We start from the raw sequence: 26,444 nt of genomic DNA, 5'->3' as shown, positions 1-26,444 counted from the left end.
GAACCAAAAGTACAATTAATCATGCAGCCTTCCATACATATTCAAAATTCCTTTCAATTAACTGAAAACCTACTGTATCTTTTAAAAGATGCAGAGGAGCTCAACGACCTTTCCCTCTCCGAAGCAGAAGCGCAATGGGTAAAGAAAAAGCTGGATCAGGATCAATCGCTTATCGCCCTTAACCGCTATAACAGCTGGCTGTTTCTGCTGAAAGTAAAAGAAAAGGAAGAAGAATACCGTACGCTGGAAACCTTTCGCAAGAAAGCGCATGAGCTCAGCAGCCTTCTTAAAAAGGAATCAGTTAACCAGCTGCAACTAGCCGGTAAGCAGATTGCGGCACCCTATCTACTGGCTGTATTGGAGGGCCTCCTGCTCTCCTCTTATCGTTTCGAAAAGTACAAAAGCAGGAAAACGGAAGCAGACAAAATACTGCAGCAAATAAAGCTGTCTCACCCGAAAGTAACGGAAGAGCAGGCTAATGAAGTTTTGCAGCTGGCAAAGGCTACTTTTGCTGCCCGCGACCTGGTAAACGAGCCGGTAATTTACCTGAGTGCTACCCAGCTGGGCCACGAGCTGGAAAGACTAGGACAGGAAGCTGGCTTTCAGGTGGAGGTACTGGAAGAGTCGCGCATCCAAAGCCTTAAAATGGGTGGGCTCCTTGCGGTAAATGCCGGCAGCCAGCAACCACCAACCTTTAGCATACTGGAGTATAAGCCCAAAAATGCAGTTAACACGCAACCAATTGTTCTGGTAGGCAAGGGCGTGGTATACGATACCGGAGGCCTTAGCCTTAAACCCACCCCCGGCAGTATGGATATGATGAAGAGCGATATGGGGGGTGCGGCCTCTGTGGCCGGAGCACTTTATGCAGTAGCCGCAAATAAATTGCCGGTGCATGTTATCGGTCTTATTCCTGCTACGGATAACCGCCCCGGTGAAGAAGCCATTACCCCCGGCGACGTTATCACCATCAGCAATGGAAAAACAGTGGAAGTATTAAATACCGATGCCGAAGGAAGGTTGATTCTGGCCGATGCTCTTTGCTATGCCCAGCGGTATCGCCCGGCCCTGGTCATCGACCTGGCTACCCTTACCGGTGCGGCTGCCCGTGCCATTGGGCCCGAAGGAATTGTATGTATGGGCACAGCCGAAGAAAATCAGAAGCAACAGCTCTGTGAGGCAGGCAGAGAGGTTTATGAGCGCCTGGTAGAATTTCCGCTCTGGGAAGAATATGAAAAACAGCTGGAGTCTTCCATTGCCGACCTCAGCAACCTGGGGGGGCCTAATGCCGGTGCAATTACGGCCGGTTTGTTTCTGAAACATTTTACAGATTACCCCTGGATGCACCTGGATATCGCCGGACCAGCCTTTCTTACCAAGCCCGACAGCTATCGTGGCAAAGGAGGCTCCGGAGTAGGCGTTCGCCTGTTGTATCAGTTCATAAAGCGTTTTGATAAAAAATAAATGGAGGAACATTCACTGTATAAGCCGGTAATAGGGCTTAGCTTAGGAGATATTAATGGTATTGGGCCTGAAGTAGTTATTAAAACCCTGGCCGATGACCGTCTGCTCGACATGATAACCCCGGTCGTATATGGTTCTGCAAAGGTACTCGCGTATTATCGAAAGGCCATGCGTCTGAACGACTTCAACTACCACCAGGTAAACAACGAAGATCGTTTCCACCCCGACAAGGTAAATGTGGTGAACTGCTGGCAGGAGATGATGGAGATTAATATGGGCCAGGAAACTCCCGAAGGAGGAAAGGCCGCACTCCTTGCCCTGCAAAAAGCAGCGGGGCACCTACAGGAAGGGAAGATTGAAGGAATCGTTACCGCACCAATCAACAAAAATAATATTCAAAACGACGAATTTCGCTTCCCTGGCCATACGGAATTTTTCACCGAAACCTTTAAGGCAAAAGACAGCCTGATGCTCTTATGCTCCGGTAACCTGCGGGTAGGTGTGGTAACGGGGCATATTCCGCTCAACAGTGTAAGCAAACAGCTAACAAAGGAAAAATTACGCAGCAAGCTCAATATTCTGGAAAAAACACTCCGCCAGGATTTTAACATAACCAAGCCCCGCATTGCCGTACTGGGCCTAAACCCCCATGCCGGTGAAGGCGGTTTGTTGGGCACCGAAGAGCAGGACATTATTATTCCGCTGATAAAAGAGCTGAAAGAAAAAGGGAAACTAATTTTTGGCCCGCTTCCGGCCGATGGCTTTTTCGGTACCCGTCAGCAGGAGAAGTTTGATGGTATTCTGGCCATGTACCACGACCAGGGTTTAATTCCGTTTAAGTCTCTTGCCTTCGAAAGCGGCGTCAACTATACAGCCGGCCTTCCCATTGTCCGCACCTCGCCCGACCATGGCACTGCTTATGATATTGCCGGGAAGAATGTGGCCAGCGAACAATCCATGCGCGAAGCCCTATACCTTGCCTGCGATATAATAAGGAGGAGGAAGGGATAGTAAGACAAGCATATGGCAGCATGATGACTTTTAAACTAAACCGTCTTTGCGGTTATTTTTCAAAGTAAAACCCAGGGGAAATGGAAGAAAAAATCCTCCACATCAAAAATATGGTTTGCCCCCGCTGCATAATGGTGGTGAGAGATACGCTCGAAGACCTTGGGGCCGAGGTGGAGGACGTACAGCTGGGTTATGCCCAAATTCGTAGTGGAGAAAACTTTTCCATAACAGAGGCAGAAGGAAGGCTGAAAAAGCTGGGCTTCGAACTACTCAACGACCCGGATGCACAACTTACAGAGCAGATTCGCCTGAAAATACTAGAATACCTGAAACTGGAAGAAACAAAGGGTGCGGCCACTACTCTTTCCAGCTACCTAGCTGACTCCCTGCACAGGAACTACTCTTCTCTCTCCAAGCATTTCACCAGGCACTACGGTCTCACCATCGAAAACTACTATATCCGCTGCCGAATCGAAAGAGTAAAGGCCCTGCTGGACGAAGGGGAACTTAACGTAAGCCAGATTGCCGACAAGCTGGGCTACAGCAGTGTCCATTACCTTTCGGGGCAGTTTAAAAAAATAACAGGCTCTTCCATTACTGCCTATAAAGAAGGGCTAAATCCTGACAGAAATTTTCTGGATAAGCTTTAAGCTTTCTCTGCCACTGAAGTGCTTCCTCATTGCAACCTTTAATCTTTACCCCAGGATGGCCCGGCTCCTGAAAACATAGAATAAATCCTGCTTCAGGAAAGAACTTTTTTGGCTCCAGGAGGCTTACCAACTGTAGAATAATCAGGCATATCCAGGTGAATATACCGGAAGCTTTTTTATTCAGGAAAATATTTATAAATTTGCGGTCTTAAATTTCCAAAAAGATGGAAACAAAAGTAAAAAGGCAGTTTGACATTGAAATCTTTAGGATCGCCGATGGCGAGCACACCTATGAGATGGAAGTAAATGATGCATTCTTTGCCTTGTTTGATTACGGATTAGTTGAAAAAGGGAACGCTCGCGCAGAGGTGGTACTTAATAAATCCACCCGGATGTTAACCCTCGATATACATGTAGAAGGACAGGTGGAATTAACCTGCGATCGGAGTCTGGAAACCTTTGACTACCCGATAAACCTGGATGAACGGCTGATAGTAAAGTACGGTGAGGAAGAAGTAGAATTGGATGATGACATTTTAGTTATTACCCAGAATACGCAAAAAATAAACCTGGCGCAGTTCATTTATGAAATTATCGGTATATCTTTGCCGATGAAGAAAATTCACCCGGATTATCTTGAAGAAGAGGACGAGGATGAATTCGATGAACTGAGCGAAGGCCGACTGGTGTACAGCAGCATGGAAGAGGGCGAAGAAACCGAAGACGACGAAGCCCCTGAAGAAGATACTACCGATCCTCGCTGGGCAATTTTAAAAAACCTGAAGAATAATTAAGAAACCATAATTTAATAGTTTAGAAAAAAAATGGCGCATCCTAAACGTAAAACCTCGAAATCCAGAAGAGACAAGAGAAGAACACACTACAAGGCAACTCCTAAGCAATTTGCAATTTGCCCTACTACCGGTGAGCACCACCTGTGGCACCGGGCCTACTGGCACGAAGGCAAACTTTATTACAAAGGTCAGGTAGTATTAGAAAAAGAAGTACTGGCATAAGCCTGTTTTATACATTATTTCACAAGCCTTACCGCTTTAATGGTAAGGTTTTTTTTTGCTGCTTAAACATGGAAGAACACAAGCCTAAACAGCGTAAACGGCTATTTAACAGCTGTTCCGCTTAATTATATCCATTAGGTTTGCATCTTTGGCATTAAGCACTCATTTTTGTGGAATATACTTTTGCCTGCCCTTTGCTTTTTAACCATTTTAAAAAGCAGCTGGCGGCAATAAATTAGCGTTTTATATATCCTCTTTATATGAATAAAATCAGAGCGGCAATTACAGGTGTGCAGGGATATGTGCCGGACTATGTGTTAACCAACAAAGAGCTCGAAACCATGGTCGACACTACCGACGAATGGATTACCAGCCGTACGGGTATTAAGGAAAGGCATATCCTGAAAGGAGAAGACAAGGGAAGCTCTGTAATGGCGATTGAGGCGGTAAAAGACCTGCTTGAAAAAACAAAAACCCGGCCCGAAGAAATAGATCTCCTCATTTGCGCCACGGTAACGCCCGACATGGTATTTCCGGCTACGGCCAACATAGTATGCGATGCCATTGGCGCTAAAAATGCTTTTAGTTACGATTTAATGGCCGCCTGTTCCGGCTTTTTATATGCGGTTAATACAGGCTCAAAATTTATTGAAACAGGGAGCTGTAAAAAGGTAGTGATTGTTGGCTCTGATAAAATGTCGTCCATTGTGGATTACACCGATCGCTCCACCTGCATTATTTTCGGCGATGGAGCCGGCGCAGTTATGCTGGAACCTACTACTGAAGAGGTAGGAGTCATGGATTCCATTCTCCGCTGCGATGGCGCAGGCGCACAGCACCTTCACATGAAAGCCGGCGGTAGCCGCAGGCCGGCATCTCTCGAAACAGTTGCTGCCCGCGAGCACTTTGTGTACCAGGAAGGCTCAGCTGTTTTTAAATTTGCCGTTACCAATATGGCCGATGTATCGGCAGAAATAATGGAGCGAAACCAGTTAAATGCCGATGATGTTTCGTGGCTGGTCCCCCACCAGGCCAATAAACGCATTATCGACGCCACGGCTAACCGTATGGGCGTAGGCAGCGAAAAGGTAATGCTCAACATTCACCGGTATGGAAATACGACCAGCGGCACTCTTCCCCTATGCCTGTGGGATTATGAAAGCCAGCTTAAAAAAGGCGATAATTTAATACTGGCAGCTTTCGGTGGCGGCTTTACCTGGGGGTCTGTCTGGATAAAATGGGCCTACGATCCGAAACAATAAGCTTTCTTTTAAAATTAATGATAGATTGCTAAATTGAATTTTATTTGGTGCAGCTCGCATTTTCAGCATAAAAACGCAATAAAAGTTAGAAAATTAGCATATTTTTAAACCCGCCTGCCGGCAAGGCAGGTTTGCAAGTAAAATAAATGGCATCAACCGCAGACTTTAGAAACGGACTTACCATTGAATTCAACAACGACCTGTATTCTATCGTTGAATTCCAGCACGTAAAACCAGGCAAAGGCCCTGCTTTTGTGCGAACAAAGCTTAAAAGTGTTACCACAGGAAAAGTAATTGATAATACTTTCTCCTCCGGCACTAAAGTAACCACGGCACGCATCGAAAAACGACCGCACCAGTTCCTGTACAAAGATGACCTGGGTTACCACTTTATGGACAGCGAAACCTTCGAACAGGTAATGCTGGAAGAAAAGCTCATCAACGCTCCTCAGCTTATGAAAGAAGGTCAGGAAGTAGATGTGCTTTACCATGCCGAAACCGAAACACCTCTTAGCTGCGAGCTGCCTCCTTTTGTGGACCTGCAGGTGACTTATACTGAGCCTGGCCTTAAAGGTGATACTGCTACCAATGCTTCCAAACCAGCTGAGCTGGAAACCGGAGCAACAATTCAGGTTCCTTTATTTATTGACCAGGATGAGTTCATCCGTGTCGACACCAGAACAAATTCTTATTCGGAAAGAGTAAAACGTTAACTATGAAACCTCAAGAGATTCAAGAGCTCATCGATTTTATTTCAAAATCTGGGCTGGACGAAGTAAACATCGAAACCAGCGACTTTAAAATAGCCGTTAAAAAGCATTCGGCGAACCCACAGGCCAGCGCGGAATTTACCCCACGTACCTCTTCGGCGGCTCCTGCGGCAAACCCTGCTCCGGCAGCGGCCCCAGCTCCGCAGACAACTGAAAAAGCGCCTGCCAGTGCACCAAAAGAAGATAGCAGCAAATACATCGAGATTAAATCTCCTATGATTGGCACCTTCTATCGCTCTGCAAACCCTGAGTCTGACGCCTTTGTAAAGGTAGGCGATACAGTGAAGTCAGGACAAACAGTTTGTATCGTGGAGGCCATGAAACTCTTTAACGAAATTGAATCAGAGGTTTCAGGAAAGATTGTAAAAATCCTGGTCGACAATGCCTCGCCGGTAGAATACGACCAGCCACTCTTTTTGGTTGATCCTTCTTAAAGACCGGCTAATACCGTCATCAGAAACACCCCCCTTTCGGGTGTTTCTTTTTACTTTGACTAAACCAACTATACCGTGTTTAAAAAAATACTGATAGCAAACCGGGGCGAAATTGCCCTGCGTATTATCCGTACCTGCAGGGAGATGGGCATAAAAACCGTAGCAGTATACTCTACGGCCGATAAAGAAAGTTTGCACGTACGTTTTGCCGATGAGGCCGTTTGCATTGGCCCTCCACAAAGCTCCCTTTCGTACCTGAATATACCTAACATAATTGCTGCCGCTGAAATTACCAATGCCGATGCCATTCACCCTGGCTATGGCTTCCTTTCAGAGAATGCAGCGTTCAGCAAGATATGCGAGGAAAATAACATCAAGTTTATTGGTGCCAGCGCCGAAATGATAAACCAGATGGGCGACAAGGCTACGGCCAAGGCGACCATGAAGGCTGCCGGCGTTCCCACTATTCCTGGTTCGGAAGGCCTGCTTAAATCTGTTGCCGAAGGAAAAGGAATTGCCAAGGAAATGGGTTACCCGGTAATCCTGAAAGCAACTGCCGGTGGCGGTGGCCGTGGCATGCGTATTGTCAAGGACGAAAGCGAATTTGAAAAGGCATGGAACGATGCCCGCCAGGAAGCCGGAGCAGCCTTTGGCAACGATGGCCTGTACCTCGAGAAATTCGTGGAAGAGCCACGACACGTCGAAATCCAGATTGTAGGAGACCGCACCGGCCGTGCCTGCCACCTGTCCGAACGCGACTGCTCTATTCAGCGCCGTCACCAGAAACTGCTGGAGGAAACCCCTTCGCCTGCTCTGAACCAGGAGCTGCGCGAAAGGATGGGGCAGGCGGCCATTAAAGGAGCCGAAGCCATTAATTATGAAGGTGCCGGTACCATTGAGTTTCTGCTCGACAAGCATGGCAACTTCTACTTCATGGAAATGAATACCCGTATTCAGGTAGAGCACCCGATTACCGAAGAAGTAACGGATTACGACCTGATTAAGGAGCAGATAAAAGTAGCTGCCGGGGAGACCATCAGCGGCAAAAACTACTTCCCTAAAATGTATGCCATGGAGTGCCGCATCAATGCGGAGGATCCGGGAAAAGGTTTCCGTCCAAGCCCTGGCATGATTACCAATCTGCACCTGCCTGGTGGCCACGGGGTTCGGGTAGACAGCCACGTATATGCCGGCTATACCATTCCGCCGAACTACGATAGCATGATTGCCAAACTTATTGTAAGCGGGCAGTCGCGCGAAGAGTGTGTAACCAGAATGAAGAGGGCACTACAGGAATTTGTGATTGAAGGAATTAAAACAACGATTCCTTTCCACATTCGCCTGATGGACGACCCCACCTTTAAGTCCGGGCATTTCACTACGAAATTCCTCGATAATTTCGACCTTACAGGATTATAATCCACCACCTATTTTGCATAGCAAAGCCCGGAGCAACCCTCCGGGCTTTTTTATTTCCCCTGGTTCCAGGTATTCGTCCTACTGCCCCAGAGAGAAAAAAGCCCTTCCCTCAAAACCTTCTTTCCCCTATACTCTTTTTATTCCTAGAATGTACCACAAAGCCAAGGTGTTAAATGAATTATCAACCGATAGAAAATTACGGCATTATAGGAGACTTAAACACAGTCGCACTGGTGGGCCTGAATGGCTCCATTGACTTCATGTGTTTCCCCGACTTCGATTCTCCCTCTGTTTTCGGTGCTATACTGGACAAGGAAAAAGGAGGCCGCTTCTCTATTCATCCTGTGCTCCAGGAATGTCATAACAAGCAGATGTACCTGCCCGATACAAACATTCTTCTCACCCGCTTCCTGTCCTCCGAAGGAGTGGCCGAAATAACAGACTATATGCCGGTGGCAGAAAACTGCGAGGACAACAGCCTGGTGCGAAGGGTTTCCTGCATCAGGGGCGAAATTAAATTTCTCCTCAAATGCCAGCCCCGCTTCAACTATGCCCAAAGCGGTCATGAGGTAGACCGAAAGGAAAATGAAGTATACTTCCGCAGCAAGGGAGAAGACGGAGTGGTGCTGAAGCTCAAAAGCAGTATTCCCCTCCGGATATCGGAGGGAGATGTAATAACGGAGTTTAGCCTGAAGGCCGGTGAAAAGGCCGATTTTGTGCTGGAGGACCTGGATAATATCGAGAGTGCCAAAGTAAGTGTGGAGAAGTTCGCAGAAAACACGCTCTACGCGACCATGAATTACTGGAAGGCCTGGGTGGCCAAGTCGCGCTACAAAGGGCGCTGGCGCGATGTGGTGAATCGCTCTGCCCTGGTTCTTAAGCTCCTGACCTCCCGTAAATATGGTTCCATCGCTGCCGCCCCAACCTTTGGCCTGCCGGAATGGATAGGCGGTGAGCGCAACTGGGACTACCGCTATACCTGGATTCGTGATGCCTCCTTCAGTATGTATGCGATGCTTCGCCTGGGCTATACCAAAGAAGCCGCCCGCTTTGTGTCCTGGATAGAAAAGAAATGCCAGGATATTGGCAGTGCCGGCTACCTTGGCCTTATGTATAAAATGGATGGTAGCGTTGACCTGGCGGAAAAAACACTGCCCCACCTGGAAGGCTACCGCCACTCCAGGCCTGTACGTATTGGTAATGGCGCTCACGACCAGCTTCAGCTCGATATTTACGGGGAGCTGCTCGATGCGGTATACCTCTTCAACAAATATGGTGAACCCATTTCATACGACCTCTGGCAGTCCCTTATCCAGCAAATTAACTGGTTATGTGAAAACTGGAACCAGCCGGACGAAGGCATCTGGGAGGTTCGGGGTGGCCAGCGGCATTTCCTCTACTCCCGCATGATGTGCTGGGTAGCGGTAGACAGAGCCATCCGCCTCGGAAAAATGAGGCCTTTTCCCTTCCCGGACCATTGGGAAAAGGTAAGGGATAAAATTTACCAGTCGGTGTTCGATGATTTCTGGGATGAAGAAAAGCAATGTTTTGTGCAGAGCAAAGGCTCCAAAACAGTAGATGGGGCTACGCTGCTGATGCCTCTTATCCGCTTTCTTGGCGCCCGCGACCCCCGCTGGGTGTCGACCCTTAAAGTAATTGAGGAGGAGCTGGTTTCCGACTCCCTGGTATACCGGTACCGGCCGGAAGTAGCCGCGGCAGATGGCCTGGAGGGAGAAGAGGGTACCTTTTCGATGTGCACCTTCTGGTATGTGGAGTGTCTTGCCCGAGGTGGGCAGATACAGAAAGCACGGCTTTATTTCGAGAAGATGCTCGGCTATGCCAACCACCTGGGGCTATATGCAGAGCAGCTGGGCTTCCGGGGAGAGCATCTGGGTAACTTTCCGCAGGCCTTTACCCACCTGGGCCTTATTAGTGCCGCCCTTAGCCTCGACCAGCAACTCGATGACCAACGAAACAAAGAACTAAACGACAACGCATTATGAAAGCAATAGCCATAGAACCGGGCACCACCAACACCCGTTTAATCGATTCAGCCGAACCTTCTCTTTCCTCGCCCTATGAAGTAAAAGTGCGCATGCTGGAAGTGGGCATTTGCGGCACCGACCGGGAGGAGGCTTTGGGTGGCCGAGCCGATCCACCGGAGCACAGCCGGCACCTCATCATCGGCCATGAAATGTTTGGCCAGGTATTAGAAGTGGGTAGTGAGGTAAGCAAAGTAAAGGAAGGCGATTTTGCCGTTTTTACCGTCCGCCGAGGCTGCAACGAATGTGTGCCCTGCCAGAACGGACGCAGCGATATGTGCAGGACCGGCCGCTACAAAGAAAGAGGCATTAAGGAACTCCATGGCTTTGAAACAGAATATGTAGTCGACCATGAAGATTACATTGTAAAGGTCCCGGTAAGCATTCGGTCTGTAGGCGTTTTAACCGAACCAATGTCAGTGGCCGCCAAGGCCATCGACGAAGCCCTTACCCTACAGGCTGCCCGCCTTCCGGAGGCTAAGTACGAAGACTGGCTTAAAGGTAAAAAAGCCCTGGTTGCTGGTGTAGGTGCCATTGGTCTCTTAGCCGCTTTTGCCCTGCGTTTACGCGGTGCCGAAGTGGTTGGGCTCGATATTGTAGATGAAGACAGCAGGCGCCCTCAAATCCTTCAACAGATAGGTGGTTCCTATATCGATGGCCGCCAAATAAAAACCACCGATATTGATGAACAGTACGGGGAGTTTGACTTTATTTTCGAAGCCACCGGTGTGGCCTCCTTAAGCTTCGAGCTGATTGATGTACTGGGCCGAAACGGCATTTATGTAATGACGGGAATCCCGGGTGGAGATCGTCCGGTCTGCTTTCAGGGAGCAGATACCATGAAACAGATGGTGCTCAAGAACCAGATTATCCTTGGCAGCGTCAATGCGAGCACCCGCCACTTCGCCATGGCCATCAGCGACCTTGAAAAATCAAAGAATAAGTACGGGAACCTAATCGACTCACTCATTACCACCAGGGTGTCTTATAATGACTTTATGGATGCCCTCAGCCTCCGATCGGAGGAAGATATTAAAACAGTGATAGAATGGGGAGAAAAAGAGCCCGAAAAAAGCCTGTAAGATAGCGGTAAAGCTTTCCGCCACAGATTATCATTTTCAGTAATTTCGTCGTACTTTCAGCCCGAAACAAGTGTTCGGGCTTTTTGTATGATTATTTGTATGATTAAAAGAATGGTAAGTATACTGCCCCTGTTACTATTCATCAGCAGCCTGGCAGCAGAGGCACAGCAGCCCCGCAGCTTCCTCTACGGAGGCTTTGCCATGAATCAGTTCAGCGGCGACCTGCAGGCAGACTATAATGCCTATACAGGCTCTTTCTTAGTGGGTGTGCAGCTCAACAGGAGCAAAAGGCTTAATGGCAGCTTTGGCATCAGCTACGGCAAAATCAGTAGCGAAAACAGCGAATACCGCTTTAGCCCTGATCCAACTGCCAGTCCAAACCGTTTCTTCAGCAGCTCCCTTTTTACCATTCAGTACGAGCTGCACGTTAACATGCTGAAAAAAGAAAATTATATCCTGTACCTGAGCCAGGGTATTGGCCTGGCCCGCTATAAGCCTGAAGATGATTTGGGCAACTCATTACTGAACCGCTACACCACCCGGGCCCCTAACGAAACCTATGGCAATTCTTCCATTATGCTCCCCTCCAGGCTGGGTTTTATGTACCTGCTGCCCAATGCCTGGGGACTTGGGCTGGAGGCCGGCTATCTTAACACCCTTACCGATTATCTCGACAACATCGGCCAGTGGGGCAATAGAAAGGGCAATGATAATGTGCTGCAGTTCAGCTTTAAGGTATATGCCCCACTTAAAAGGCCAACTGCTACAGTGACGGCCAAGAACTCCCCTTGATGATAAGTACCCCCTGCCCTGAGCCTGTCGCCGCTATCTTCAGATATTTCTCCCCATCAGGTAGTTTTTACTCCCACCAATGATAGGCTCCTCCGATACTTTCCAATTCTACATCACCGGTTCCCGGAAACTGTTTCAGCTTTAGGTTTAAATAACCTATCTCAAAAGAGGGTCTTATTCTTACTGATAAGGATACTTAATAAAAGAAACTTTACCCATATGGTTTTTCTCATACCGGGCCAGTACATAAGGATGATATTCGGGCGCCAGGCTCTCCTCCCCTGGCTGTAATTCAGTCGGTACAGGAGCGCTTTCGGAAAAAAAATAAACTACCGTCCTGCCATACTTCGTATGGGGCATATATTCGCCATACTGCTCCATTTCCAGCCAGAGGGTGTCACTAGTGGTAATGGCATATTTCCGTTGCACCGGCCCTGTATTATTTTCATTTTTATAAAAAGCAACCCGCTCATAGTCTCCCTTCAAATCCTGCACGCCCGGCTGGCTAAAAGTTGCCCAAAAGAAGTATCCTAACAGCAGAGCTACCGCAATGGCAATCCCATAAAACAATTTATTCCCTTTCATCTGGCACAAGTTTAGAAAGCACCAATTTAAGCAAAAAGACCATAAGTCTGGCGGAAGGCCACTGGCGGACGGGAACTACTTTTTAGGCAGGATACTTATCATTTTGTCTTTAGCTGAAAACAAGCACGATTATCTTTTATTTATACAGGCAGTACTGTTACTTTCACTGCCCTCCTATGCTTTTAATTGGGCAGTGTAGAATGTACCCGATTTATTATTTTTCCAGTAAACTACAAGACTAAATATGACAGCAACGAAAGGATATGCAGCCCAGGCGGCGGACCAGCCTCTGGCACCTTTTACCTTTGAAAGAAGAGCATTACGCCCGCACGATGTACAAATAGAAATTATGTATTGCGGCGTATGCCACTCCGACTTACACACAGCCCGCAACGAATGGGGCGGAACGGTATACCCCTGCATCCCGGGCCATGAGATTGTCGGCCGCATTACAAATGTTGGATCCGAGGTAACCAAATTTAAGGTAGGTGAACTGACCGGTGTAGGATGCCTGGTGGACTCCTGCCGCGAATGCAGCAACTGCCAGCAGGGCCTGGAACAATACTGCGAAGTGGGCAACACCTGGACGTACAACAGTCCCGACCCGGTAGACGGTACCAACACCTATGGCGGCTACTCCAAGCAAATAGTCGTGGACCAGGATTTTGTACTCCTGATATCTGACAGGCTCCCGCTCGAAGGCGTTGCGCCACTTCTTTGCGCCGGCATAACCACCTACTCTCCCCTGCGCCACTGGAAAGTGGGTAAAGGCCACAAAGTGGCCGTACTTGGGCTGGGAGGTTTAGGGCACATGGCGGTAAAATTTGCGGCTTCTTTTGGGGCAGAGGTTACCATGCTCAGCACCTCCCCTTCTAAAGAAGAAGATGCCCGCAGGCTCGGTGCCAGCCATTTCGCTTTAACCAAAGATCCTGCGCAGGTAAAGGCCCTCACGAATCAGTTTGACTTTATTGTCAACACTGTATCGGCCCCGCACGACTACAATATGTACCTGAAGATGCTCAAAACCAGCGGAACCATGATTTGCGTGGGAGTGCCTCCGGAGCCTTCAAAAATAATTGGTGGTTACCTCATTGGCAACCGTCGTAGCGTAGGGGGTTCGCTTATTGGAGGGCTGCCCGAAACCCAGGAAATGCTCGATTACTGTGCCGAACATAATATTGTGTCGGATGTGGAAGTAATTGATATGAGCTACATTAACGAAGCCTATGAGCGCATGCTGAAGGGTGACGTCCGTTACCGATTTGTCATTGACATGGCTTCTTTATAAAATTATTATTTTGCAGGGCATGCCTTAGGGTGTGTCCTGCTTTTTTTCTGTAATGTCGCTCTGTTCCTGCTCTACAGAACCAGCAAACCATTCTCCCTTAGCTCCTGCCACTGGCGGCTGTTCCAGAGCTGCTCCCACTGGCCGGGATAGCGGGCGTTAAAATGCTCCTGCAGCTGTGAGTAAGTAAACACACCTCCCCTTCCGGGCATCAGAAGCGGCAACATTTCTTCCAGCCACTGCCCCCACTCTCCTTTTAGCTGAAGGACCAACTGGTCTTTTTTATTGGCGAACACTATTTCGGCCATGGCCACATTTCTTCCCTTCTTCTTTTTACTGAAATAACTCACCATTGGACTGTTTCCCAGCCAAACCAGCTTTGCATTAGGCTTAGGTACAGCAGGTTCATCCGCTGTTAAAATCCTGTGAATAAGATTGGGCGGAATAGTCGTTTGCGGGATTTTAAAATCGAACCACTCCTGTAGCGGAAACTCAAAACAGAGCCCGTGCATATAGTTAAAGAGTGATTTCCTGAGCCCTTCACTAAAGGCTTCATGGTCGGCCCCGCCGGGGTCGCGGTGGTAAATATCGTTATTGGCAAAGCTTCCCACCTCTTCACTCAGCTTTTCTGCCCCAAAGAGCGCAGGGCTAAGTCCAACAGGACTATGAGCCGTCATGGCAAACTGGTGCCAAAAGCCCGACTGCACCACCCCCTGCTCAAACAGCTGCCGTACCACTTCCAGTGAATCCACCGTTTCCTGGGCTGTTTGGGTAGGAAAGCCATACATAAGGTAAGCATGCACCATAATACCCGACTGTGTTAAATTGTCAGCTACTTTGGCTACCTGTGCAATAGTTACCCCTTTTTTTATCAGTCCCAGCAGGCGGTCAGAGGCCACCTCAAGCCCTCCGGAGATAGCAATGCAGCCGGACTCCTTCAGGAGGCGGCAAAGGTCCAGGGTAAAGCTTTTTTCAAAGCGTATGTTCGTCCACCAGACCACGGTCAGCTCCCGCCGGATAATTTCCAGGGCCAGCTCCCGCATAAGAGCGGGCGGGGCAGCCTCATCGACAAAATGAAAACCATTTTGACCTGTCTGTTGAATGATTTCTTCCATCCGATCGCAAAGGAGGCGAGCGGTCAGCGGCTCATAGCGCTGAATATAGTCGAGGGAAATATCGCAAAAGGTGCATTTCCCCCAGTAGCACCCATGGGCCAGCGTTAGCTTGTTCCAGCGGCCATCGCTCCAGAGGCGGTGCATAGGGTTTGCAATTTCTATGACAGAGAGATACTTGTCGAGCAGAAAGTCGCTATAATCGGGTGTGCCTGTTTCCCGCTGGGGGTAATCCTTTTCTATACTCCCGTTGAAATAGGTCACCTCTCCATTGGCCAGTGCAAAGGTACGCTTCAGCATCTCCAGGCTACGCCTGCCGTCGAGGTGCTCAATGAGATGGTAAATGGGTGCTTCGCCATCGTCGAGGCAGATGAAATCGAAATATTCGAGCACCCGCACATCGGTAAGGGAGCGTAATTCGGTATTGGCAAAGCCGCCGCCCATTACCACCTTCATTTCCGGGTGGTGTTGCTTGAGCCACTGCCCGCATTTAAGCGCGCTGTACAGGTTGCCGGGAAAGGGTACCGAAAGAGCCACCAGTGTAGGTTGCGTCTTTGCTATTTTCTCACGGAGGAGACGGAGGGTAATGGTATCGATAAAGCTGTCTGGCTTTTGCAGCTCGGCATGCAGGGCATCGAAAGAGTTGGCAGAACGGCCCAGCCGTTCTGCATAGCGGCTAAAGCCAAAATGCGGATCGATGGCTTCTATGACCAGGTCGGAAAGGTCTTCGAGATAAAGAGTGGCCAGGTGGCGGGCTTTATCGCGGGTGCCCATGGTGCCAAAGGCCCATTCCAGGTCGTCGAGCTGCGAAAAACGGGAAGCTTCCGGCAGATAGTTGCCCTCACAGATGATATGCCCCAGGGTTGGGTTATTATCCTGCAGGAAGTCTATTACCTGGTCTATTGTTTTCAGGTAATCTTTTCGCAGGGCCATAATGCGCCGGGAATTGTCTGATAAATCCGGCTGGCGATCCTGAATTTCATTAAAGAGCCTGCGAAGTCCTTCGGAAGAGAAAAGGTCCAGTATTACCTCTATGCCCAGGTCGCACTGCGTAGAAGGGATTCCTTTGGTGTTGAGGAAGCCTTTTAAATAAGCCGTGGCCGGGTATGGGGTATTCAGCTGGGTGAAGGGAGGCGTAATAAGAAGAAGTTGCTGGCTCAATAGGGATAGTTTTTAGCTATGGAATTAACCGCCAAAATTACCACAAAAGTTCAGAGGAAACCAATAGAGAAGAGGTTAACGCACAGGGCCACTGCTCTTCCTTTTGGCCGGAGAAACAATTACCGGGCTCAGCGCTTGGAGCTTCCCCTCCTGCCCCTTCCGCTACTCTTGCTTTTCGGCGGCTTTCCTGCTCCTTTTGCCGGAACACTACTTTTTGCTCCCGGTTTTGAATTCCGTCTCCCTTTACCAGCAGAAGTTCCATCCGGCCTGGCTCCGGCTTTGCCCCTGAACTTACCCTTCGGGCCTCTGCCATTTGGAGCACCATCAAACCGGCTCTCTTTTGCCTTTTTCTTAGTACCCCTTCCGGCAGGAGCCCCTTCGGAAGAGGAATTGGCAATCATTTTATTGATGGAAGCCAGCTCCTCCTCTGTCAGCTCCCGCCAGTCCCCCACCGGAAGTCCCTTTAGACTGATATTCATTATCCGGACCCGCTCCAGCTTAATTACATCATAACCAAAATGCTCACACATTCGCCTAATCTGACGGTTGAGGCCCTGTACCAGAATGATGCGGAAAACAAAAGGAGTCTCTTTCGTTACCTGGCACTTTTTAGTAACAGTCCCCAGCATGGGTACGCCATTGGCCATCCCTTCAATAAACTTATCAGTAATGGGCTTATCCACTGTTACCACATACTCCTTTTCGTGCTGGTTGCCTGCCCGCAGAATTTTATTAACTACATCCCCATTATTGGTAAGAAAAATCAGTCCCTGCGAATCCTTATCCAGCCGGCCTATCGGGAAAATGCGCTGGCTGTGGTTCACATAGCTCACGATATTCCCTTTCGTGCCCGATTCTGTGGTGCTGGTCACTCCTACCGGCTTGTTAAAAGCCAGGAAGATCAGATCTTCGGCTTTACGGGGCGCAATGGTATGCCCATTCACCACCACCTTATCGCCCGGCACTACCTGGTCGCCGATTTTAGCTCTTTTACCATTTAACAGCACACTTCCCTGCTCAATAAAGCGATCGGCCTCCCGCCTGGAGCAGAGGCCACTTTCACTGATATACTTGTTTAAGCGGGTAGATTGTTGGTGGAGCATTGGAATAAATTAAGAGAAGCTGATTTAATAAAGTGAATAATAAGGGTCGCTGCCATTTTATGTGGAAGCCTGCTTTAAGGTATCGTTTTCCTTTTACGGGAATGTTCTCAGCATTTACAGATGCACGCCGACCTTCGCACACAAAAAGCGAGTCCACAAAATTACGAAATCAGTCGCTAACCTTCCTGCTTATCTTTCCGGCATTCCTCTTTAATTTCAGCCAGCTGGTTTTCATTAATCCACTTCATGCTTAGCGCATGCTCTACTGCCGATAAAGTTTCTTCCGCAAGAACCATTTCGGCCCCCTTCTCTTTTACCTGTCGGGCAATCCGGTGCACTTCCCTGTCCCGCTTTTCCGGTGACACATCCCGGATATAGATTCCCATTATCTGCCCGGGAAACTCTTCCAGCACCTTTTGATAAATTTCAGGATCGTGCTGGCCACTGTCTCCAATACAAATGAATTTCAGGTGAGGGTATGTCCGGAGGATGTGGCGAATTTTATGCTGCTTATAGTTTCTTTCACTGGTCTCGAACGACCCTTTATCAAAACGGGTGCCCCGGTCGCGCAGTAAAAGCGGACCTTCAGGGACATCATGAAAGCGAAAAAAATTTATGAGCAAATCGTAGAGGTTCCATTCACTTCCCGACACAAAAAAGAGTGCATTTTTACCTTTATCATCGGATCCCCTGCGTAGCGCCCGCAGGAATGCAGCGATTCCCGGAAATGGGCTCCGCTCTGTTGCATCTTTCAGCAACAACAGCTTAAGCTTTGCCATGAAATGCGTTACCCTGGAGACCAAGACGGTATCATCAATATCGGAAATTACGCCATATTCAGCATCTTTATCCGGCACAAAAATATAGCCCTTTGCTTCTTTTTCATCCTCCTCTGTTTTCGTTTCCAGCAGCTGCAGCTTTAGCTCGTAACCATGTTGGGCATAGTCTATAGGGTGGTCGAACCTGAATTCAAACTCAAAAAAGCCTTCATCATCTGTTTTTACTTCCTGTTCCTGTCCGGCAAAACTTCCTTTTACCTTAATATCCGGAATTTCGTCTGACTCAAAGCGCTTGTAGGTATTTTTTAAATGTTCCAGGGTGCTGGCTCCTTCCTTTTTCTCCTTTACTTTTTCATTTTCCAGCACCCTCCCCTTCAGGAATACATAGTGGTCGTTACCAAAGCCATAGTAAGGCAGTATCATGAGAGGGTCCAGCAAATGAAATTGTTCTTTAAAGCTCAGTTTAGCCCTTGACAAGCTTTGTTCAGCCTGCGAAAGCGCCTTCATCAGTTTATTCTTTAGCTCATTTTTATCTGCCATAATCTTCTTTTATTTAAAAAATCATATTCTCCCGAAAGTGTTTCAGGAAGAGATATAAGGGCAATGAAAAGAATGCTGTGTGAGGCAGGGAGAAGAGAAATACTGCTACTATTCGTTGAATCAACTTATGGCTCATTTCAGGGTAAGCCAATAGCCCCGCATCATGGTCAGATCCGGGCAGCTACCGGAATGCCTGTTAAAACTATTATTTGATTTACCAATGTAGGGTCTGAAGCAGGAAGGAGCATGCACTGCCATTATGCCGTGTTAGCGACCGCTTAAGCTAAATTAATAATGGCATTAAAAGATCCATTGATGACTTCGGTCATTTTGTCGAAATTCAAAGTTTCAATGGTATCTGATTTCAAATGATAATTAGGATTTCTAATGAAGGAGGTATCATTTATCATGAGTGCGGGGTATCCAAAATGCCAGTAGTTTCGCTGATCCGACAGCCCGGCCAATCCGGCTTTTGACGGAAAACTAATCACCTGAACATCAATTTTTGAATTCCCGGCCATTAAAGACTTTATTCTTTGGTTAAAGTCAGCGTAGGAATCGATACCTACTACAATGATGAAATTCGCTGTACTGGGATAGAGTTTGGCAAGTTCCGGAGAGGGAAATGGCTGGGAGTTGGGTTCATCTGAAAAGTAACCAATCATCTCATAACAAATCATTCCCATTACTTCAACTCCGTCATCATAGAGTGATTTGGCATGTATAAAGCTCCCCATCTCCTGTGATCCAAAAAAAGGAGGTTCTTCGAGACAGTAGGCAACAAAGTCAATTTGATAATCAATTTCAGGCTGGCTTTCACCAGTTAACCTTGCAGTCTCCAATAATCCGGCAACCGCACTCGCATTATCGTCTGCTCCCGGCTGGTCTCCGCAGACATCGTAATGTGCCCCAACAATCAGGCGCTTTCCCGGGCTTTTATTATAGGTTGCAATTATATTTTTGTACTCCCTCCCATCCACCGTCCACTTCTGTTCCTCCACTGTCAGTCCCGCTTTATTAAAAGCATCTTTAGTGTAGGCACATACCTTTTCCAGACTCTCTACATTGAGATAATTACGGTAAGGTCTTATTTCTGTAAGAAACCTCACATCCTCATATAATCTATCTTTTTGTGCTTTCATGGGACCTAAAAGTTGCCGCTAACGTTTGGAAAAACAACAGCTGCTGAATATTAGTACCAGATTGGTATCCGCCGATAGTTATATAATGAATAGCTATTTAGTTTGCTATCCAAGGAAACCAGCCGTTGATGTTTTTTTGGTATCACCCATCGTTTATTTTCAATCAACGAATGTCTCTTTTATTACTTTCTTACACTCAATGATTTCTGAAGGACTAAGTTGTCCTAATGATTTTATTATCCGCTTTTTGTCTATAGTCCTGATTTGGTCAATCACTACCCATCCGGTCTGATTTTTATGTTTAACTTTCACTCGTGTAGGATAACTATGACTTTTTGTAGTCATCGGAGCAATGGTGATATTTCGCAGATTATCATTTATCTCATTTGGTGATATAATCACACAAGGTCTGAACTTATTAATTTCACTCCCAATAGTAGGGTCCAAATTGACCAGAACAATGTCATACTGATTCAATCCCACTGGTCAAAATTTTCATCCTCAAAAATATCATCCATTAAAAGTTGGTCTTCTCCATTTTTGTGCATTTTCTTAAAAGCCTTATCCCATCCCTTCCTAGGTTGGTCAATAGGTTTAAGAATAATCTGACCTTCTTCTAAAATCACCTCCACTTTATCCTTAATCCTATATTTATCCAGTATGGATTTAGATAAGCGAAGTCCTTTTGAATTCCCTATTTTGATTATTGATAGTTCCATAAGCTTCCATTTAAGTAATTACAAAGTTATTACAAAAACGGAAATAATCAAGGAAAGGTTCTTTGTCTTTAAATGACGGGTAAAGTTCCTGCAAAACGCAGATACCGGGTTACGTTGAGCTTATAAGTTAAAGAAAAGTCTTTGGTTTTCAAGAACATTATCAGAGAGCCCTACCGGCGTTTGCTTTTTTATTGGGTTGATAGTCGTTTACCTTTTAATTTGTCCGTGTTTTACCTTGAGCTGATGATAAAGCTTTTCAAATTCCATCTCATCATCTTTATCTGATAAAGACATTTTCTGCCCGTCAGTCGTTTCTAGGATTAAGGTCCTTTTGGAGTGTCCGGGATAATAAAAAGCATCTTCCGTCCAGCTTTTTAAGCTTTTAAGTTTTATTATTTTTTCTCTTCTCAACGTCTGCCTGACAATCAAGTCCCCGTTTGATAAGGAAAAGTCTTTATGCTTTCTTAAGATTTCGAAAATCATGAAAACTCCAAAAAGTCCGCATGTACCAATTAGTAGTCCTACGTCCTCACTGTAAGAGTTATAAATCTTTACTCCTGAATAGATTAATCCCGCAGCAAAGATTACCCAAACGGGGAGAAATTTTTTATTCATCCAGATTTGTTGAAATGACTACCAACGGTCCGCAACCTGGGTGTTGAGCATTTAATTGCCCCTCAATTTCCGGCTACGGTTTAGTATATAAATGGCTGTGATACCTGAATTACAAGTATTTGCCCAATAACCTGTTTGTATAGTTGGTGTTAGTACCTTATTACTTGAAGGGATTTTCTTGATACTTCGTAAATCCGAATACTTCTATTTCTTTTAAATCCTGATTCACCCTGTAAACTGCTATGTACCCTTTAAAAACCAAATCTCTGACATCCTCTCTATCAAAGTAGATGGATTTTCTATGCTTAAAAGGCATGTCAGGAATTTACTTAATTCTTGCAATCAGGTCATTTTTAAATCTTCGTGCAGCTGTTGGTTTTTCCTTGGCTATGTAATCTACCTGTGCATTTAATTTTTCTCTGAATCCTTTCGTGAATTTAAGCTTCATACTTACGGATAGTGGATTCTAACTCATCGTCAAGTTGCTGTAAGCCAACAAATTCAGCTTTCCCCGCTTCAATTCTATTGAGCTCATCCTGCAAGTCCTTTTGGATAGATAAGAATTCTTCATTTTCCTCAATTATCTGTAATTCATCCTTACTGAATTTATTAAGGAACCACATTAAATGCTTGTACACCTTTTCATTTACCCTTAACCGAATTGTCTGCATAGCTCATTGTGTTATTTAAAATAAATATACAACTTTTTACGTATTTAAGATTTTCTGGTTATTAACACCCACGGTTTGCAAACTAGGTGTTGGGCATTTAATGGCAAAGTAATATCCGCCTGCTGTTTAGCTAATAAATGGCTGTGGAGCCAGCATTACCAGGGAATGCCCAATAACCTGTTTGTTGGGTTGTGGCGTGTGTTATTTATTTTAGGCCGAGAAGGGCAATTAATCCACGGTTGACATCTTCCATTTCTGGGTCCGTTAATTGCCCCAGCTTTCCAATCACCAGCTCTTTATCTATAGTCGTAATTTTCGCCAACCGAATCAGTGAAGTCTTTTTGAGTCCATTTTCTTTAGATGGTTCCAGTCTTACGTCAAACTTTTCCTGCCACTTTAGTTGGGTTGTAATGAATGAAACTGTAATGTCCTCATCAGAATCAATTAATATTAAGGCAGGTCTATTTTTAGCCCCTGTTAAATCTGTAAAAGGAAAAGGAATTAGAACAATGTCTCCCTTTTTCATTTGTAGCTCTCTTTCAAGTCCGATGCAGAATATAGGTCTTCCTCGTCCTCTAGGAATTTGAAAGATTTAGAATCCGCTGCTAACTGCTGAATTCCTTCAGTCAAATTTCTATCCTCAATCTTGCTTAAGAGGAATTCTGCAAAATCTGACACTTCTTTCAATTTTTGGTCAGGAAGCTTTGAGAGCCTATCTATCGTCTTTTCTATTAATTTTTCTCTTGTCATTATATCATCCTTTTTCCTCATGTCTAATATAACGAATTTTCAATCCTATTTGTGCCGACTTCACCCTTTTTTGCATACGCCACAACCGGTTCGCAAACTGGGTGTTGGGCAGATAAGAGCGAGTCATTATCCGCCTGCTGTTTAGTTTATAAATGGCTGTGAGGCCTGAATTTACAAGTTAATGCCCAATAACCTGTTTGTTGGGTTGAACTCAACCTCCGGTAGCTAAAGAGCCACCCGGAGGTATCTTGCTCAAAAAAAACATAATCGATATGAGCAAGATAAGTAAAAATTACGGATGGCTAAATACCCGTCCCAACTCAGCGAAAACTTTACTGGAAAGAGCCAAAAAGGAAGTTCCGGGATTTTCAGTCCACATGGCTAAGTTCGAAGAGCAGATTACCCTCAAAAGCTATTCTGAAAGCACTGTCTTCAACTACTCCCGCTCCATTGCCCAAATCAGCCTTTACTTTGGTAAATCTCCCCTTGATTTGGACACAGAAGAGATTAATTCCTACCTGTTTTCCCTCAAGCAGAACAAAGACCTGAGTGACACCTATTTCAAGCATGCTGTCTATGGCATGCGCTTCCTCTACCGCATCTATGAAAAGGAAGACAGACTCATTCACCTGCCTAACATCAAGAGCCAGCGCAAACTGCCCCTGGTCCTTTCACAGGAAGAGCTCAGAAGGCTCTTTAAAGCACCTCAGCGGCTCAAGCAGCGGGTACTGCTGAGTCTTATCTATTCGGCGGGTCTGCGTATCAGTGAAGTCTGTAATCTCCTCATCAGCGACATTGACTTTGACCGTAAGCAGATTCATATTCGCCAGTCCAAAAACAATAAGAGCAGGTATGTGGTGCTGAGTGATTACATCTCTAAAGGACTGCAGCAGTATATCAAAGGCTCAAAGCCTAAAGTCTATCTTTTTAACGGCAAAGATAAAGGCACTCCTCTGGGCCGCAGTGCCGTGCAGCAAAGCTTCCGCCTGGCCCTTGCGAAGGCAGGCATCCTCAAAGATGCCTGTGTACATACCCTGCGCCACTCTTTTGCCACGCATCTTCTGGAACAGGGCGTGGATATCGTCACCATCAAAGAGCAGCTGGGCCATTCCCATATCCAAACCACCATGATGTACCTGCATGTGGCAAAGATAGAGCGGAAGCTGGCTCATAGCCCCTTTGACAGGCTTTATCCGGCCAGGTCCTGAAGCCGGCACATGAAGTAGCTGATATCATCCGTTTTCATGGACAAGTCTTTGAGCAGCAGTATAATCCACCCCTGCAGGTAAGAAAAACCCTCAGGGCATTAAGCCTGTGCCGGACCAAAGCTCTTGGCGGGCATATTGCTGCCTGCAGGAATTGTGGCGTGGAAAGCATCAGCTACAATTCCTGCCGCAATAGGCATTGTCCCCGCTGCCAACAGACCAACAAAGAAAGATGGATACTGGACCGGGAGAATGAGCTTCTGCCGGTTCCTTACTACCATATTGTCTTTACTTTGCCACATGCTTTCAATGAGCTGCTGCCTCAATATGACAAAGAAGTATACAACGCCCTCTTTGCTGCCTGCTGGCAAACCATCCGCTGCTTTGCTGCCGACCACAAGTACCTGGGAGCCAAAACAGGCATGGTGGCTATCCTCCACACCTGGGGACAGCAGCTATGGCTGCACCCACACCTGCATTGTATTGTACCCGGGGGAGGCATTACACCTTCGGGTAAGTGGAAGAATGCCCGCTACAAAGACAAATACCTTTTCCCCAAGAAAGCCTTAAGTGCCGTATTCCGTGCCAGGTTCATGGCTGCCCTTAGGAAGGAGGTAGAGGTGCCACAGCATATTGCAAAGCAGGCTTTCAGCACCAGATGGGTAGTCTATGCCAAAAGACCCTTCGGCTCTGCCAAAACAGTAGTGGAGTACCTGGGCAGGTATACCCATAAAGTAGCCATTTCCAATCACCGACTCCTGCATGTTGACAGGGAAAAGGTCTGCTTCTCCTACAAAGACTACAGGCAGGAGGGTGTAAAAAAGCAGAGCAGCCTTAGTGGCACAGAGTTCCTCAGAAGGTTCTCTTCACATGTTCTCCCTGCAGGCTTTGTCAGAATCCGCCACTATGGTATCCTTGCCTCCAGGAATAAACCTGTAGAGCTCAATATTGCCAAAAAGGCTCTTTTGCAGCCTGCATGGAGAAAGATTAAATACTCCTGGATGCAAATTGCTAAAGAAAAGCTGCATTATGACCCTGAGAAATGCCCCTGCTGCCAGGAGCAGGGCCGTATCATCATCAGAGTCATTGAGCCGGAAAGGGGGCCGCCGCAGTGAAGGCCATGCAGAAGACAATTACATCAGGGGCGAAAATAAAAAAGCTTCAAAAGAAGCCATGGAATCCTATTGCCTTATCTCTGCTAAAGGCACTCCTAAAGCAGCAAATCAGCAGAAAAAGAAGGAAAATCCTGCAGCACATCCTTCAGAAAATGACGGCTTCATTCGCTTTCACTGCCAGCTAAAGCCCCTTCCCCAAAAAGAAAACTATTCAATCCCCATAGATGCCCCGCTACCGGAGCTAAGAGTTCAACCTGCGCTAGTAATGAACCGAAGCCTTACTTCGGCTCATTGTAGCTTAATTGTTGGCGTGCGTTTAATTTATTTTACTTCCAAAACTGCCACCACTTCTTCCTAAGCTGATTTTGAGAAGGTTCCTCCCTTTTAAAGGTGGTTGGTTCTTTCTCCTCTTCAGTCCGATTGTCAATAAATTTGAAGTGACCATAATCTTTATCTTGAGTCCCAGTCGGAATGATTTTATCAGACTTTAACCATTCCTTTACTCGTTTGGTCTCTTCTAAAATCTGAGGATAGCAGCTATTAGCCAAGTTCATTTGTTGTTCTAGGGTAAGCTCTTCGAAGGTATCAACTCCATATTGATTTGGACACTCTAGGAATAGCGAGTATCCGAAAGCTAAATTATCGAAGAAGGTATACCCTTTGCTGTAGAGGTCGTAGAATTCCGTTATTGCGGCAGGATAATCCCCCTCTTTATACTCTACTTGCCCAAGTAGTTTATGTAATCTCCACACTTCATACTCTGCACGGTCTAGGTGTTTATATAGAAGCTTAATTAGTCCATAAATAGCACCTGGTTGTTTGAAGTTATAAGAGATAAGCTCAAAATGGTCGTCCGCCCCTAATAGCTGTTCTAGCTCATTTGACTGATAGAGCCATTCCTCAAAGTCCCCAATAGAAATCTCTCCATAGATTGTCTTAAAGAACCTTTCTTTTATATCTGGAGTCAATTGAGTCATGGGGTTAATGCACGCCAACGGTCCGCAAACTGGGTGTTGGGCATTTTAGAGAACATCAGTTTCCGGGTTCCTTGTAGTATATAAATGGCTGTGAAGCCTGAATTTGGAAGTAAATGCCCAATAACCTGTTTGCATGGTTGCCAGCAGTATTACTTATTTTATTTTAACCACATAGGGTACGCTTCTACTGAATGTTGTGTCATAGATTGCTACATCCTTTTCAATGAACTTAAACGTAATAGCAAATCTCCATTCCATCTGTTGATATTGAATGGATGAATCCTTGACTGCCACTTTAAATTTGACATCTGCATATTCATTGTCCTCGGATGGCATAACCAATAAGCTCTTGTCCTGATTTATGGCGTCCGCATTGTAATCAATGTTGAAGTCAAGGTTTGCGTCTTTGGCTACAGCTTTAAGCACCTCTACTTTTTCGTCAAAACTCACCCTTGCTCTTAGTGTTTCCCCAATTAAGAAGGTGTCTTTGTTTTGCTGGTATGGAGTCCCTATAAATACTCTTTTATATTCTGGGGATTTTGCGGGGTCAAATCCAGTTGTCACTGCTTGTAGCTTTTGCGTCTTATCTTCGGTCTCGGCTGATTTATTTTCTGCACAAGAAATACAGAAAAATAAGAACATAAATAAGTAATGATGTTTCATAGTGCAATTTTATTGCTGGCAACGGCAGTCTGTGCGAGAACTGCCCTCTTTGTGTGAATTTAAAAGTGCAGAAAAAGCAT

General features: G+C 46.4%; 30 protein-coding genes. 16 read left to right on the top strand and 14 right to left on the bottom strand.

The features are described 5' to 3' along the window. The first annotated feature begins 21 nt into the window (after nt 1–21). The 12 genes from F752_RS0116635 (at nt 22) to F752_RS24425 (ending at nt 11,942) form a co-directional block, all read left to right on the top strand. Nucleotides 22–1,464, top strand: a complete 1,443-nt coding sequence (locus F752_RS0116635; RefSeq protein ID WP_017732882.1) for a leucyl aminopeptidase family protein — start codon at nt 22–24, stop codon at nt 1,462–1,464. Continuing rightward, nucleotides 1,465–2,475, top strand: coding sequence for a 4-hydroxythreonine-4-phosphate dehydrogenase PdxA (gene pdxA, locus F752_RS0116630; protein WP_017732881.1), 1,011 nt, complete (start codon nt 1,465–1,467; stop codon nt 2,473–2,475). Nucleotides 2,476–2,555: 80 nt separating this feature from the next. Then, the gene (locus F752_RS0116625) at nt 2,556–3,125 is read left to right on the top strand and encodes a helix-turn-helix domain-containing protein (RefSeq protein ID WP_017732880.1); all 570 of its coding nucleotides are present in this window, start codon (nt 2,556–2,558) and stop codon (nt 3,123–3,125) included. 224 nt (nt 3,126–3,349) lie between these two features. Next, complete coding sequence (locus F752_RS0116620; protein ID WP_017732879.1) at nt 3,350–3,919, top strand: YceD family protein; 570 nt, start codon at nt 3,350–3,352, stop codon at nt 3,917–3,919. A gap of 30 nt (nt 3,920–3,949) precedes the next feature. Continuing rightward, complete coding sequence (rpmF, locus tag F752_RS0116615) at nt 3,950–4,141, top strand: 50S ribosomal protein L32 (protein WP_017732878.1); 192 nt, start codon at nt 3,950–3,952, stop codon at nt 4,139–4,141. A gap of 260 nt (nt 4,142–4,401) precedes the next feature. Next, the gene (locus F752_RS0116610) at nt 4,402–5,403 is read left to right on the top strand and encodes a beta-ketoacyl-ACP synthase III (RefSeq protein WP_017732877.1); all 1,002 of its coding nucleotides are present in this window, start codon (nt 4,402–4,404) and stop codon (nt 5,401–5,403) included. Nucleotides 5,404–5,549: 146 nt separating this feature from the next. Next, nucleotides 5,550–6,116: an elongation factor P gene (gene efp, locus F752_RS0116605; RefSeq protein WP_017732876.1), complete on the top strand. Its 567-nt coding sequence runs from the start codon at nt 5,550–5,552 to the stop codon at nt 6,114–6,116. Between the two features lie 2 nt (nt 6,117–6,118). Continuing rightward, a complete protein-coding gene (gene accB, locus F752_RS0116600; protein WP_017732875.1) occupies nt 6,119–6,607 on the top strand; it encodes an acetyl-CoA carboxylase biotin carboxyl carrier protein in 489 nt (162 codons plus the stop codon). Between the two features lie 75 nt (nt 6,608–6,682). Continuing rightward, the gene (gene accC / locus F752_RS0116595; RefSeq protein ID WP_017732874.1) at nt 6,683–8,026 is read left to right on the top strand and encodes an acetyl-CoA carboxylase biotin carboxylase subunit; all 1,344 of its coding nucleotides are present in this window, start codon (nt 6,683–6,685) and stop codon (nt 8,024–8,026) included. A 173-nt stretch (nt 8,027–8,199) separates the two neighbouring features. Continuing rightward, nucleotides 8,200–10,029, top strand: a complete 1,830-nt coding sequence (locus F752_RS0116590; protein ID WP_017732873.1) for a glycoside hydrolase family 15 protein — start codon at nt 8,200–8,202, stop codon at nt 10,027–10,029. Further along, complete coding sequence (locus F752_RS0116585) at nt 10,026–11,150, top strand: glucose 1-dehydrogenase (protein ID WP_017732872.1); 1,125 nt, start codon at nt 10,026–10,028, stop codon at nt 11,148–11,150. Before F752_RS0116590 ends, F752_RS0116585 begins: the two co-directional genes overlap by 4 nt. A 111-nt stretch (nt 11,151–11,261) precedes the next feature. After that, nucleotides 11,262–11,942 carry a hypothetical protein gene (locus F752_RS24425; protein WP_152425173.1) on the top strand — a complete coding sequence of 227 codons (681 nt, stop codon included), beginning with the start codon at nt 11,262–11,264 and terminating at the stop codon, nt 11,940–11,942. A gap of 180 nt (nt 11,943–12,122) precedes the next feature. Here F752_RS24425 and F752_RS0116575 read toward each other — a convergent pair whose 3' ends face one another. Next, the gene (locus F752_RS0116575; protein WP_017732870.1) at nt 12,123–12,527 is read right to left on the bottom strand and encodes a hypothetical protein; all 405 of its coding nucleotides are present in this window, start codon (nt 12,525–12,527) and stop codon (nt 12,123–12,125) included. Between the two features lie 244 nt (nt 12,528–12,771). Here F752_RS0116575 and F752_RS0116570 point away from each other — a divergent pair, with 244 nt between their 5' ends. After that, nucleotides 12,772–13,815, top strand: a complete 1,044-nt coding sequence (locus F752_RS0116570; protein ID WP_017732869.1) for an NAD(P)-dependent alcohol dehydrogenase — start codon at nt 12,772–12,774, stop codon at nt 13,813–13,815. 71 nt (nt 13,816–13,886) lie between these two features. On the opposite strand, the gene F752_RS0116565 is transcribed toward F752_RS0116570, so the two are convergent. The 11 genes from F752_RS0116565 to F752_RS0116515 all read right to left on the bottom strand — a co-directional run bounded on the left by F752_RS0116565 (nt 13,887) and on the right by F752_RS0116515 (nt 22,425). After that, nucleotides 13,887–16,085: a B12-binding domain-containing radical SAM protein gene (locus tag F752_RS0116565; RefSeq protein WP_017732868.1), complete on the bottom strand. Its 2,199-nt coding sequence runs from the start codon at nt 16,083–16,085 to the stop codon at nt 13,887–13,889. Nucleotides 16,086–16,213: 128 nt separating this feature from the next. Continuing rightward, nucleotides 16,214–17,188 (bottom strand): 23S rRNA pseudouridine(2604) synthase RluF, encoded by a 975-nt coding sequence (gene rluF, locus F752_RS0116560; protein ID WP_017732867.1) that lies wholly within the window; start codon nt 17,186–17,188, stop codon nt 16,214–16,216. A gap of 176 nt (nt 17,189–17,364) precedes the next feature. Continuing rightward, nucleotides 17,365–18,507: an App1 family protein gene (locus F752_RS0116555; protein ID WP_017732866.1), complete on the bottom strand. Its 1,143-nt coding sequence runs from the start codon at nt 18,505–18,507 to the stop codon at nt 17,365–17,367. Between the two features lie 278 nt (nt 18,508–18,785). Then, nucleotides 18,786–19,649 (bottom strand): M28 family peptidase, encoded by an 864-nt coding sequence (locus F752_RS0116550; protein ID WP_017732865.1) that lies wholly within the window; start codon nt 19,647–19,649, stop codon nt 18,786–18,788. A 159-nt stretch (nt 19,650–19,808) separates the two neighbouring features. Next, complete coding sequence (locus F752_RS0116545; protein WP_026135802.1) at nt 19,809–20,132, bottom strand: type II toxin-antitoxin system PemK/MazF family toxin; 324 nt, start codon at nt 20,130–20,132, stop codon at nt 19,809–19,811. After that, nucleotides 20,123–20,368: an AbrB/MazE/SpoVT family DNA-binding domain-containing protein gene (locus F752_RS0116540; protein ID WP_017732863.1), complete on the bottom strand. Its 246-nt coding sequence runs from the start codon at nt 20,366–20,368 to the stop codon at nt 20,123–20,125. Before F752_RS0116540 ends, F752_RS0116545 begins: the two co-directional genes overlap by 10 nt. Before the next feature lie 207 nt (nt 20,369–20,575). Beyond that, nucleotides 20,576–20,983, bottom strand: coding sequence for a hypothetical protein (locus F752_RS0116535; RefSeq protein WP_017732862.1), 408 nt, complete (start codon nt 20,981–20,983; stop codon nt 20,576–20,578). A 325-nt stretch (nt 20,984–21,308) separates the two neighbouring features. Next, nucleotides 21,309–21,431 carry a hypothetical protein gene (locus F752_RS26850; protein ID WP_017732860.1) on the bottom strand — a complete coding sequence of 41 codons (123 nt, stop codon included), beginning with the start codon at nt 21,429–21,431 and terminating at the stop codon, nt 21,309–21,311. Next, complete coding sequence (locus F752_RS0116525) at nt 21,421–21,654, bottom strand: hypothetical protein (RefSeq protein WP_017732859.1); 234 nt, start codon at nt 21,652–21,654, stop codon at nt 21,421–21,423. The genes F752_RS26850 and F752_RS0116525 overlap by 11 nt, the downstream gene beginning before the upstream one ends. Before the next feature lie 205 nt (nt 21,655–21,859). Continuing rightward, entirely contained in the window at nt 21,860–22,180 is a 321-nt protein-coding gene (locus F752_RS0116520; protein ID WP_017732858.1) for a type II toxin-antitoxin system PemK/MazF family toxin, read from the bottom strand. Next, nucleotides 22,177–22,425 carry a hypothetical protein gene (locus F752_RS0116515; RefSeq protein WP_017732857.1) on the bottom strand — a complete coding sequence of 83 codons (249 nt, stop codon included), beginning with the start codon at nt 22,423–22,425 and terminating at the stop codon, nt 22,177–22,179. Before F752_RS0116515 ends, F752_RS0116520 begins: the two co-directional genes overlap by 4 nt. Nucleotides 22,426–22,676: 251 nt before the next feature. Between F752_RS0116515 and F752_RS0116510 the strand changes: the two genes are divergently transcribed. From F752_RS0116510 to F752_RS0116500, 3 genes are read left to right on the top strand one after another with little or no spacing between them, the layout of a single operon-like run. Further along, the gene (locus F752_RS0116510; protein ID WP_201766069.1) at nt 22,677–23,612 is read left to right on the top strand and encodes a tyrosine-type recombinase/integrase; all 936 of its coding nucleotides are present in this window, start codon (nt 22,677–22,679) and stop codon (nt 23,610–23,612) included. Beyond that, nucleotides 23,609–24,724: an IS91 family transposase gene (locus F752_RS0116505; RefSeq protein WP_026135799.1), complete on the top strand. Its 1,116-nt coding sequence runs from the start codon at nt 23,609–23,611 to the stop codon at nt 24,722–24,724. The genes F752_RS0116510 and F752_RS0116505 overlap by 4 nt, the downstream gene beginning before the upstream one ends. After that, complete coding sequence (locus F752_RS0116500) at nt 24,696–25,082, top strand: hypothetical protein (RefSeq protein ID WP_017732853.1); 387 nt, start codon at nt 24,696–24,698, stop codon at nt 25,080–25,082. The genes F752_RS0116505 and F752_RS0116500 overlap by 29 nt, the downstream gene beginning before the upstream one ends. On the opposite strand, the gene F752_RS0116495 is transcribed toward F752_RS0116500, so the two are convergent. Both F752_RS0116495 and F752_RS0116490 read right to left on the bottom strand, forming a co-directional pair. Then, nucleotides 25,051–25,701, bottom strand: a complete 651-nt coding sequence (locus tag F752_RS0116495; protein WP_017732852.1) for a hypothetical protein — start codon at nt 25,699–25,701, stop codon at nt 25,051–25,053. The two genes, F752_RS0116500 and F752_RS0116495, sit on opposite strands and share 32 nt — an antisense overlap. A 153-nt stretch (nt 25,702–25,854) precedes the next feature. Further along, on the bottom strand, nt 25,855–26,364 hold the full coding sequence (locus F752_RS0116490; protein WP_152425171.1) for a hypothetical protein: 510 nt from the start codon (nt 26,362–26,364) through the stop codon (nt 25,855–25,857). Between the last annotated feature and the right edge of the window lie 80 nt (nt 26,365–26,444).

This window comes from Nafulsella turpanensis ZLM-10 (assembly GCF_000346615.1).
GTDB lineage: Bacteria > Bacteroidota > Bacteroidia > Cytophagales > Cyclobacteriaceae > Nafulsella > Nafulsella turpanensis.
The sequence above is the reverse complement of the archived record's forward strand: the minus strand, read 5'-3'. Positions and strand labels throughout refer to the sequence as shown.

Excerpts from the sequence above, each read along its gene's own strand:
- F752_RS24425 (WP_152425173.1), top strand. The coding sequence starts at position 11,262 with ATGGTAAGTATACTGCCCCTGTTACTATTCATCAGCAGCCTGGCAGCA.
- F752_RS0116515 (WP_017732857.1), bottom strand. The coding sequence starts at position 22,425 with ATGAGGAAAAAGGATGATATAATGACAAGAGAAAAATTAATAGAAAAG.
- F752_RS0116585 (WP_017732872.1), top strand. The coding sequence starts at position 10,026 with ATGAAAGCAATAGCCATAGAACCGGGCACCACCAACACCCGTTTAATC.
- F752_RS0116535 (WP_017732862.1), bottom strand. The coding sequence starts at position 20,983 with ATGAATAAAAAATTTCTCCCCGTTTGGGTAATCTTTGCTGCGGGATTA.
- efp (WP_017732876.1), top strand. The coding sequence starts at position 5,550 with ATGGCATCAACCGCAGACTTTAGAAACGGACTTACCATTGAATTCAAC.
- F752_RS0116510 (WP_201766069.1), top strand. The coding sequence starts at position 22,677 with ATGAGCAAGATAAGTAAAAATTACGGATGGCTAAATACCCGTCCCAAC.
- F752_RS0116625 (WP_017732880.1), top strand. The coding sequence starts at position 2,556 with ATGGAAGAAAAAATCCTCCACATCAAAAATATGGTTTGCCCCCGCTGC.
- rpmF (WP_017732878.1), top strand. The coding sequence starts at position 3,950 with ATGGCGCATCCTAAACGTAAAACCTCGAAATCCAGAAGAGACAAGAGA.
- F752_RS26850 (WP_017732860.1), bottom strand. The coding sequence starts at position 21,431 with ATGAAGCTTAAATTCACGAAAGGATTCAGAGAAAAATTAAATGCACAG.
- rluF (WP_017732867.1), bottom strand. The coding sequence starts at position 17,188 with ATGCTCCACCAACAATCTACCCGCTTAAACAAGTATATCAGTGAAAGT.
- accB (WP_017732875.1), top strand. The coding sequence starts at position 6,119 with ATGAAACCTCAAGAGATTCAAGAGCTCATCGATTTTATTTCAAAATCT.
- F752_RS0116525 (WP_017732859.1), bottom strand. The coding sequence starts at position 21,654 with ATGCAGACAATTCGGTTAAGGGTAAATGAAAAGGTGTACAAGCATTTA.
- F752_RS0116490 (WP_152425171.1), bottom strand. The coding sequence starts at position 26,364 with ATGAAACATCATTACTTATTTATGTTCTTATTTTTCTGTATTTCTTGT.
- F752_RS0116635 (WP_017732882.1), top strand. The coding sequence starts at position 22 with ATGCAGCCTTCCATACATATTCAAAATTCCTTTCAATTAACTGAAAAC.
- pdxA (WP_017732881.1), top strand. The coding sequence starts at position 1,465 with ATGGAGGAACATTCACTGTATAAGCCGGTAATAGGGCTTAGCTTAGGA.
- F752_RS0116620 (WP_017732879.1), top strand. The coding sequence starts at position 3,350 with ATGGAAACAAAAGTAAAAAGGCAGTTTGACATTGAAATCTTTAGGATC.
- F752_RS0116590 (WP_017732873.1), top strand. The coding sequence starts at position 8,200 with ATGAATTATCAACCGATAGAAAATTACGGCATTATAGGAGACTTAAAC.
- F752_RS0116520 (WP_017732858.1), bottom strand. The coding sequence starts at position 22,180 with ATGAAAAAGGGAGACATTGTTCTAATTCCTTTTCCTTTTACAGATTTA.
- F752_RS0116575 (WP_017732870.1), bottom strand. The coding sequence starts at position 12,527 with ATGAAAGGGAATAAATTGTTTTATGGGATTGCCATTGCGGTAGCTCTG.
- F752_RS0116570 (WP_017732869.1), top strand. The coding sequence starts at position 12,772 with ATGACAGCAACGAAAGGATATGCAGCCCAGGCGGCGGACCAGCCTCTG.
- F752_RS0116540 (WP_017732863.1), bottom strand. The coding sequence starts at position 20,368 with ATGGAACTATCAATAATCAAAATAGGGAATTCAAAAGGACTTCGCTTA.
- F752_RS0116555 (WP_017732866.1), bottom strand. The coding sequence starts at position 18,507 with ATGGCAGATAAAAATGAGCTAAAGAATAAACTGATGAAGGCGCTTTCG.
- F752_RS0116550 (WP_017732865.1), bottom strand. The coding sequence starts at position 19,649 with ATGAAAGCACAAAAAGATAGATTATATGAGGATGTGAGGTTTCTTACA.
- F752_RS0116610 (WP_017732877.1), top strand. The coding sequence starts at position 4,402 with ATGAATAAAATCAGAGCGGCAATTACAGGTGTGCAGGGATATGTGCCG.
- F752_RS0116495 (WP_017732852.1), bottom strand. The coding sequence starts at position 25,701 with ATGACTCAATTGACTCCAGATATAAAAGAAAGGTTCTTTAAGACAATC.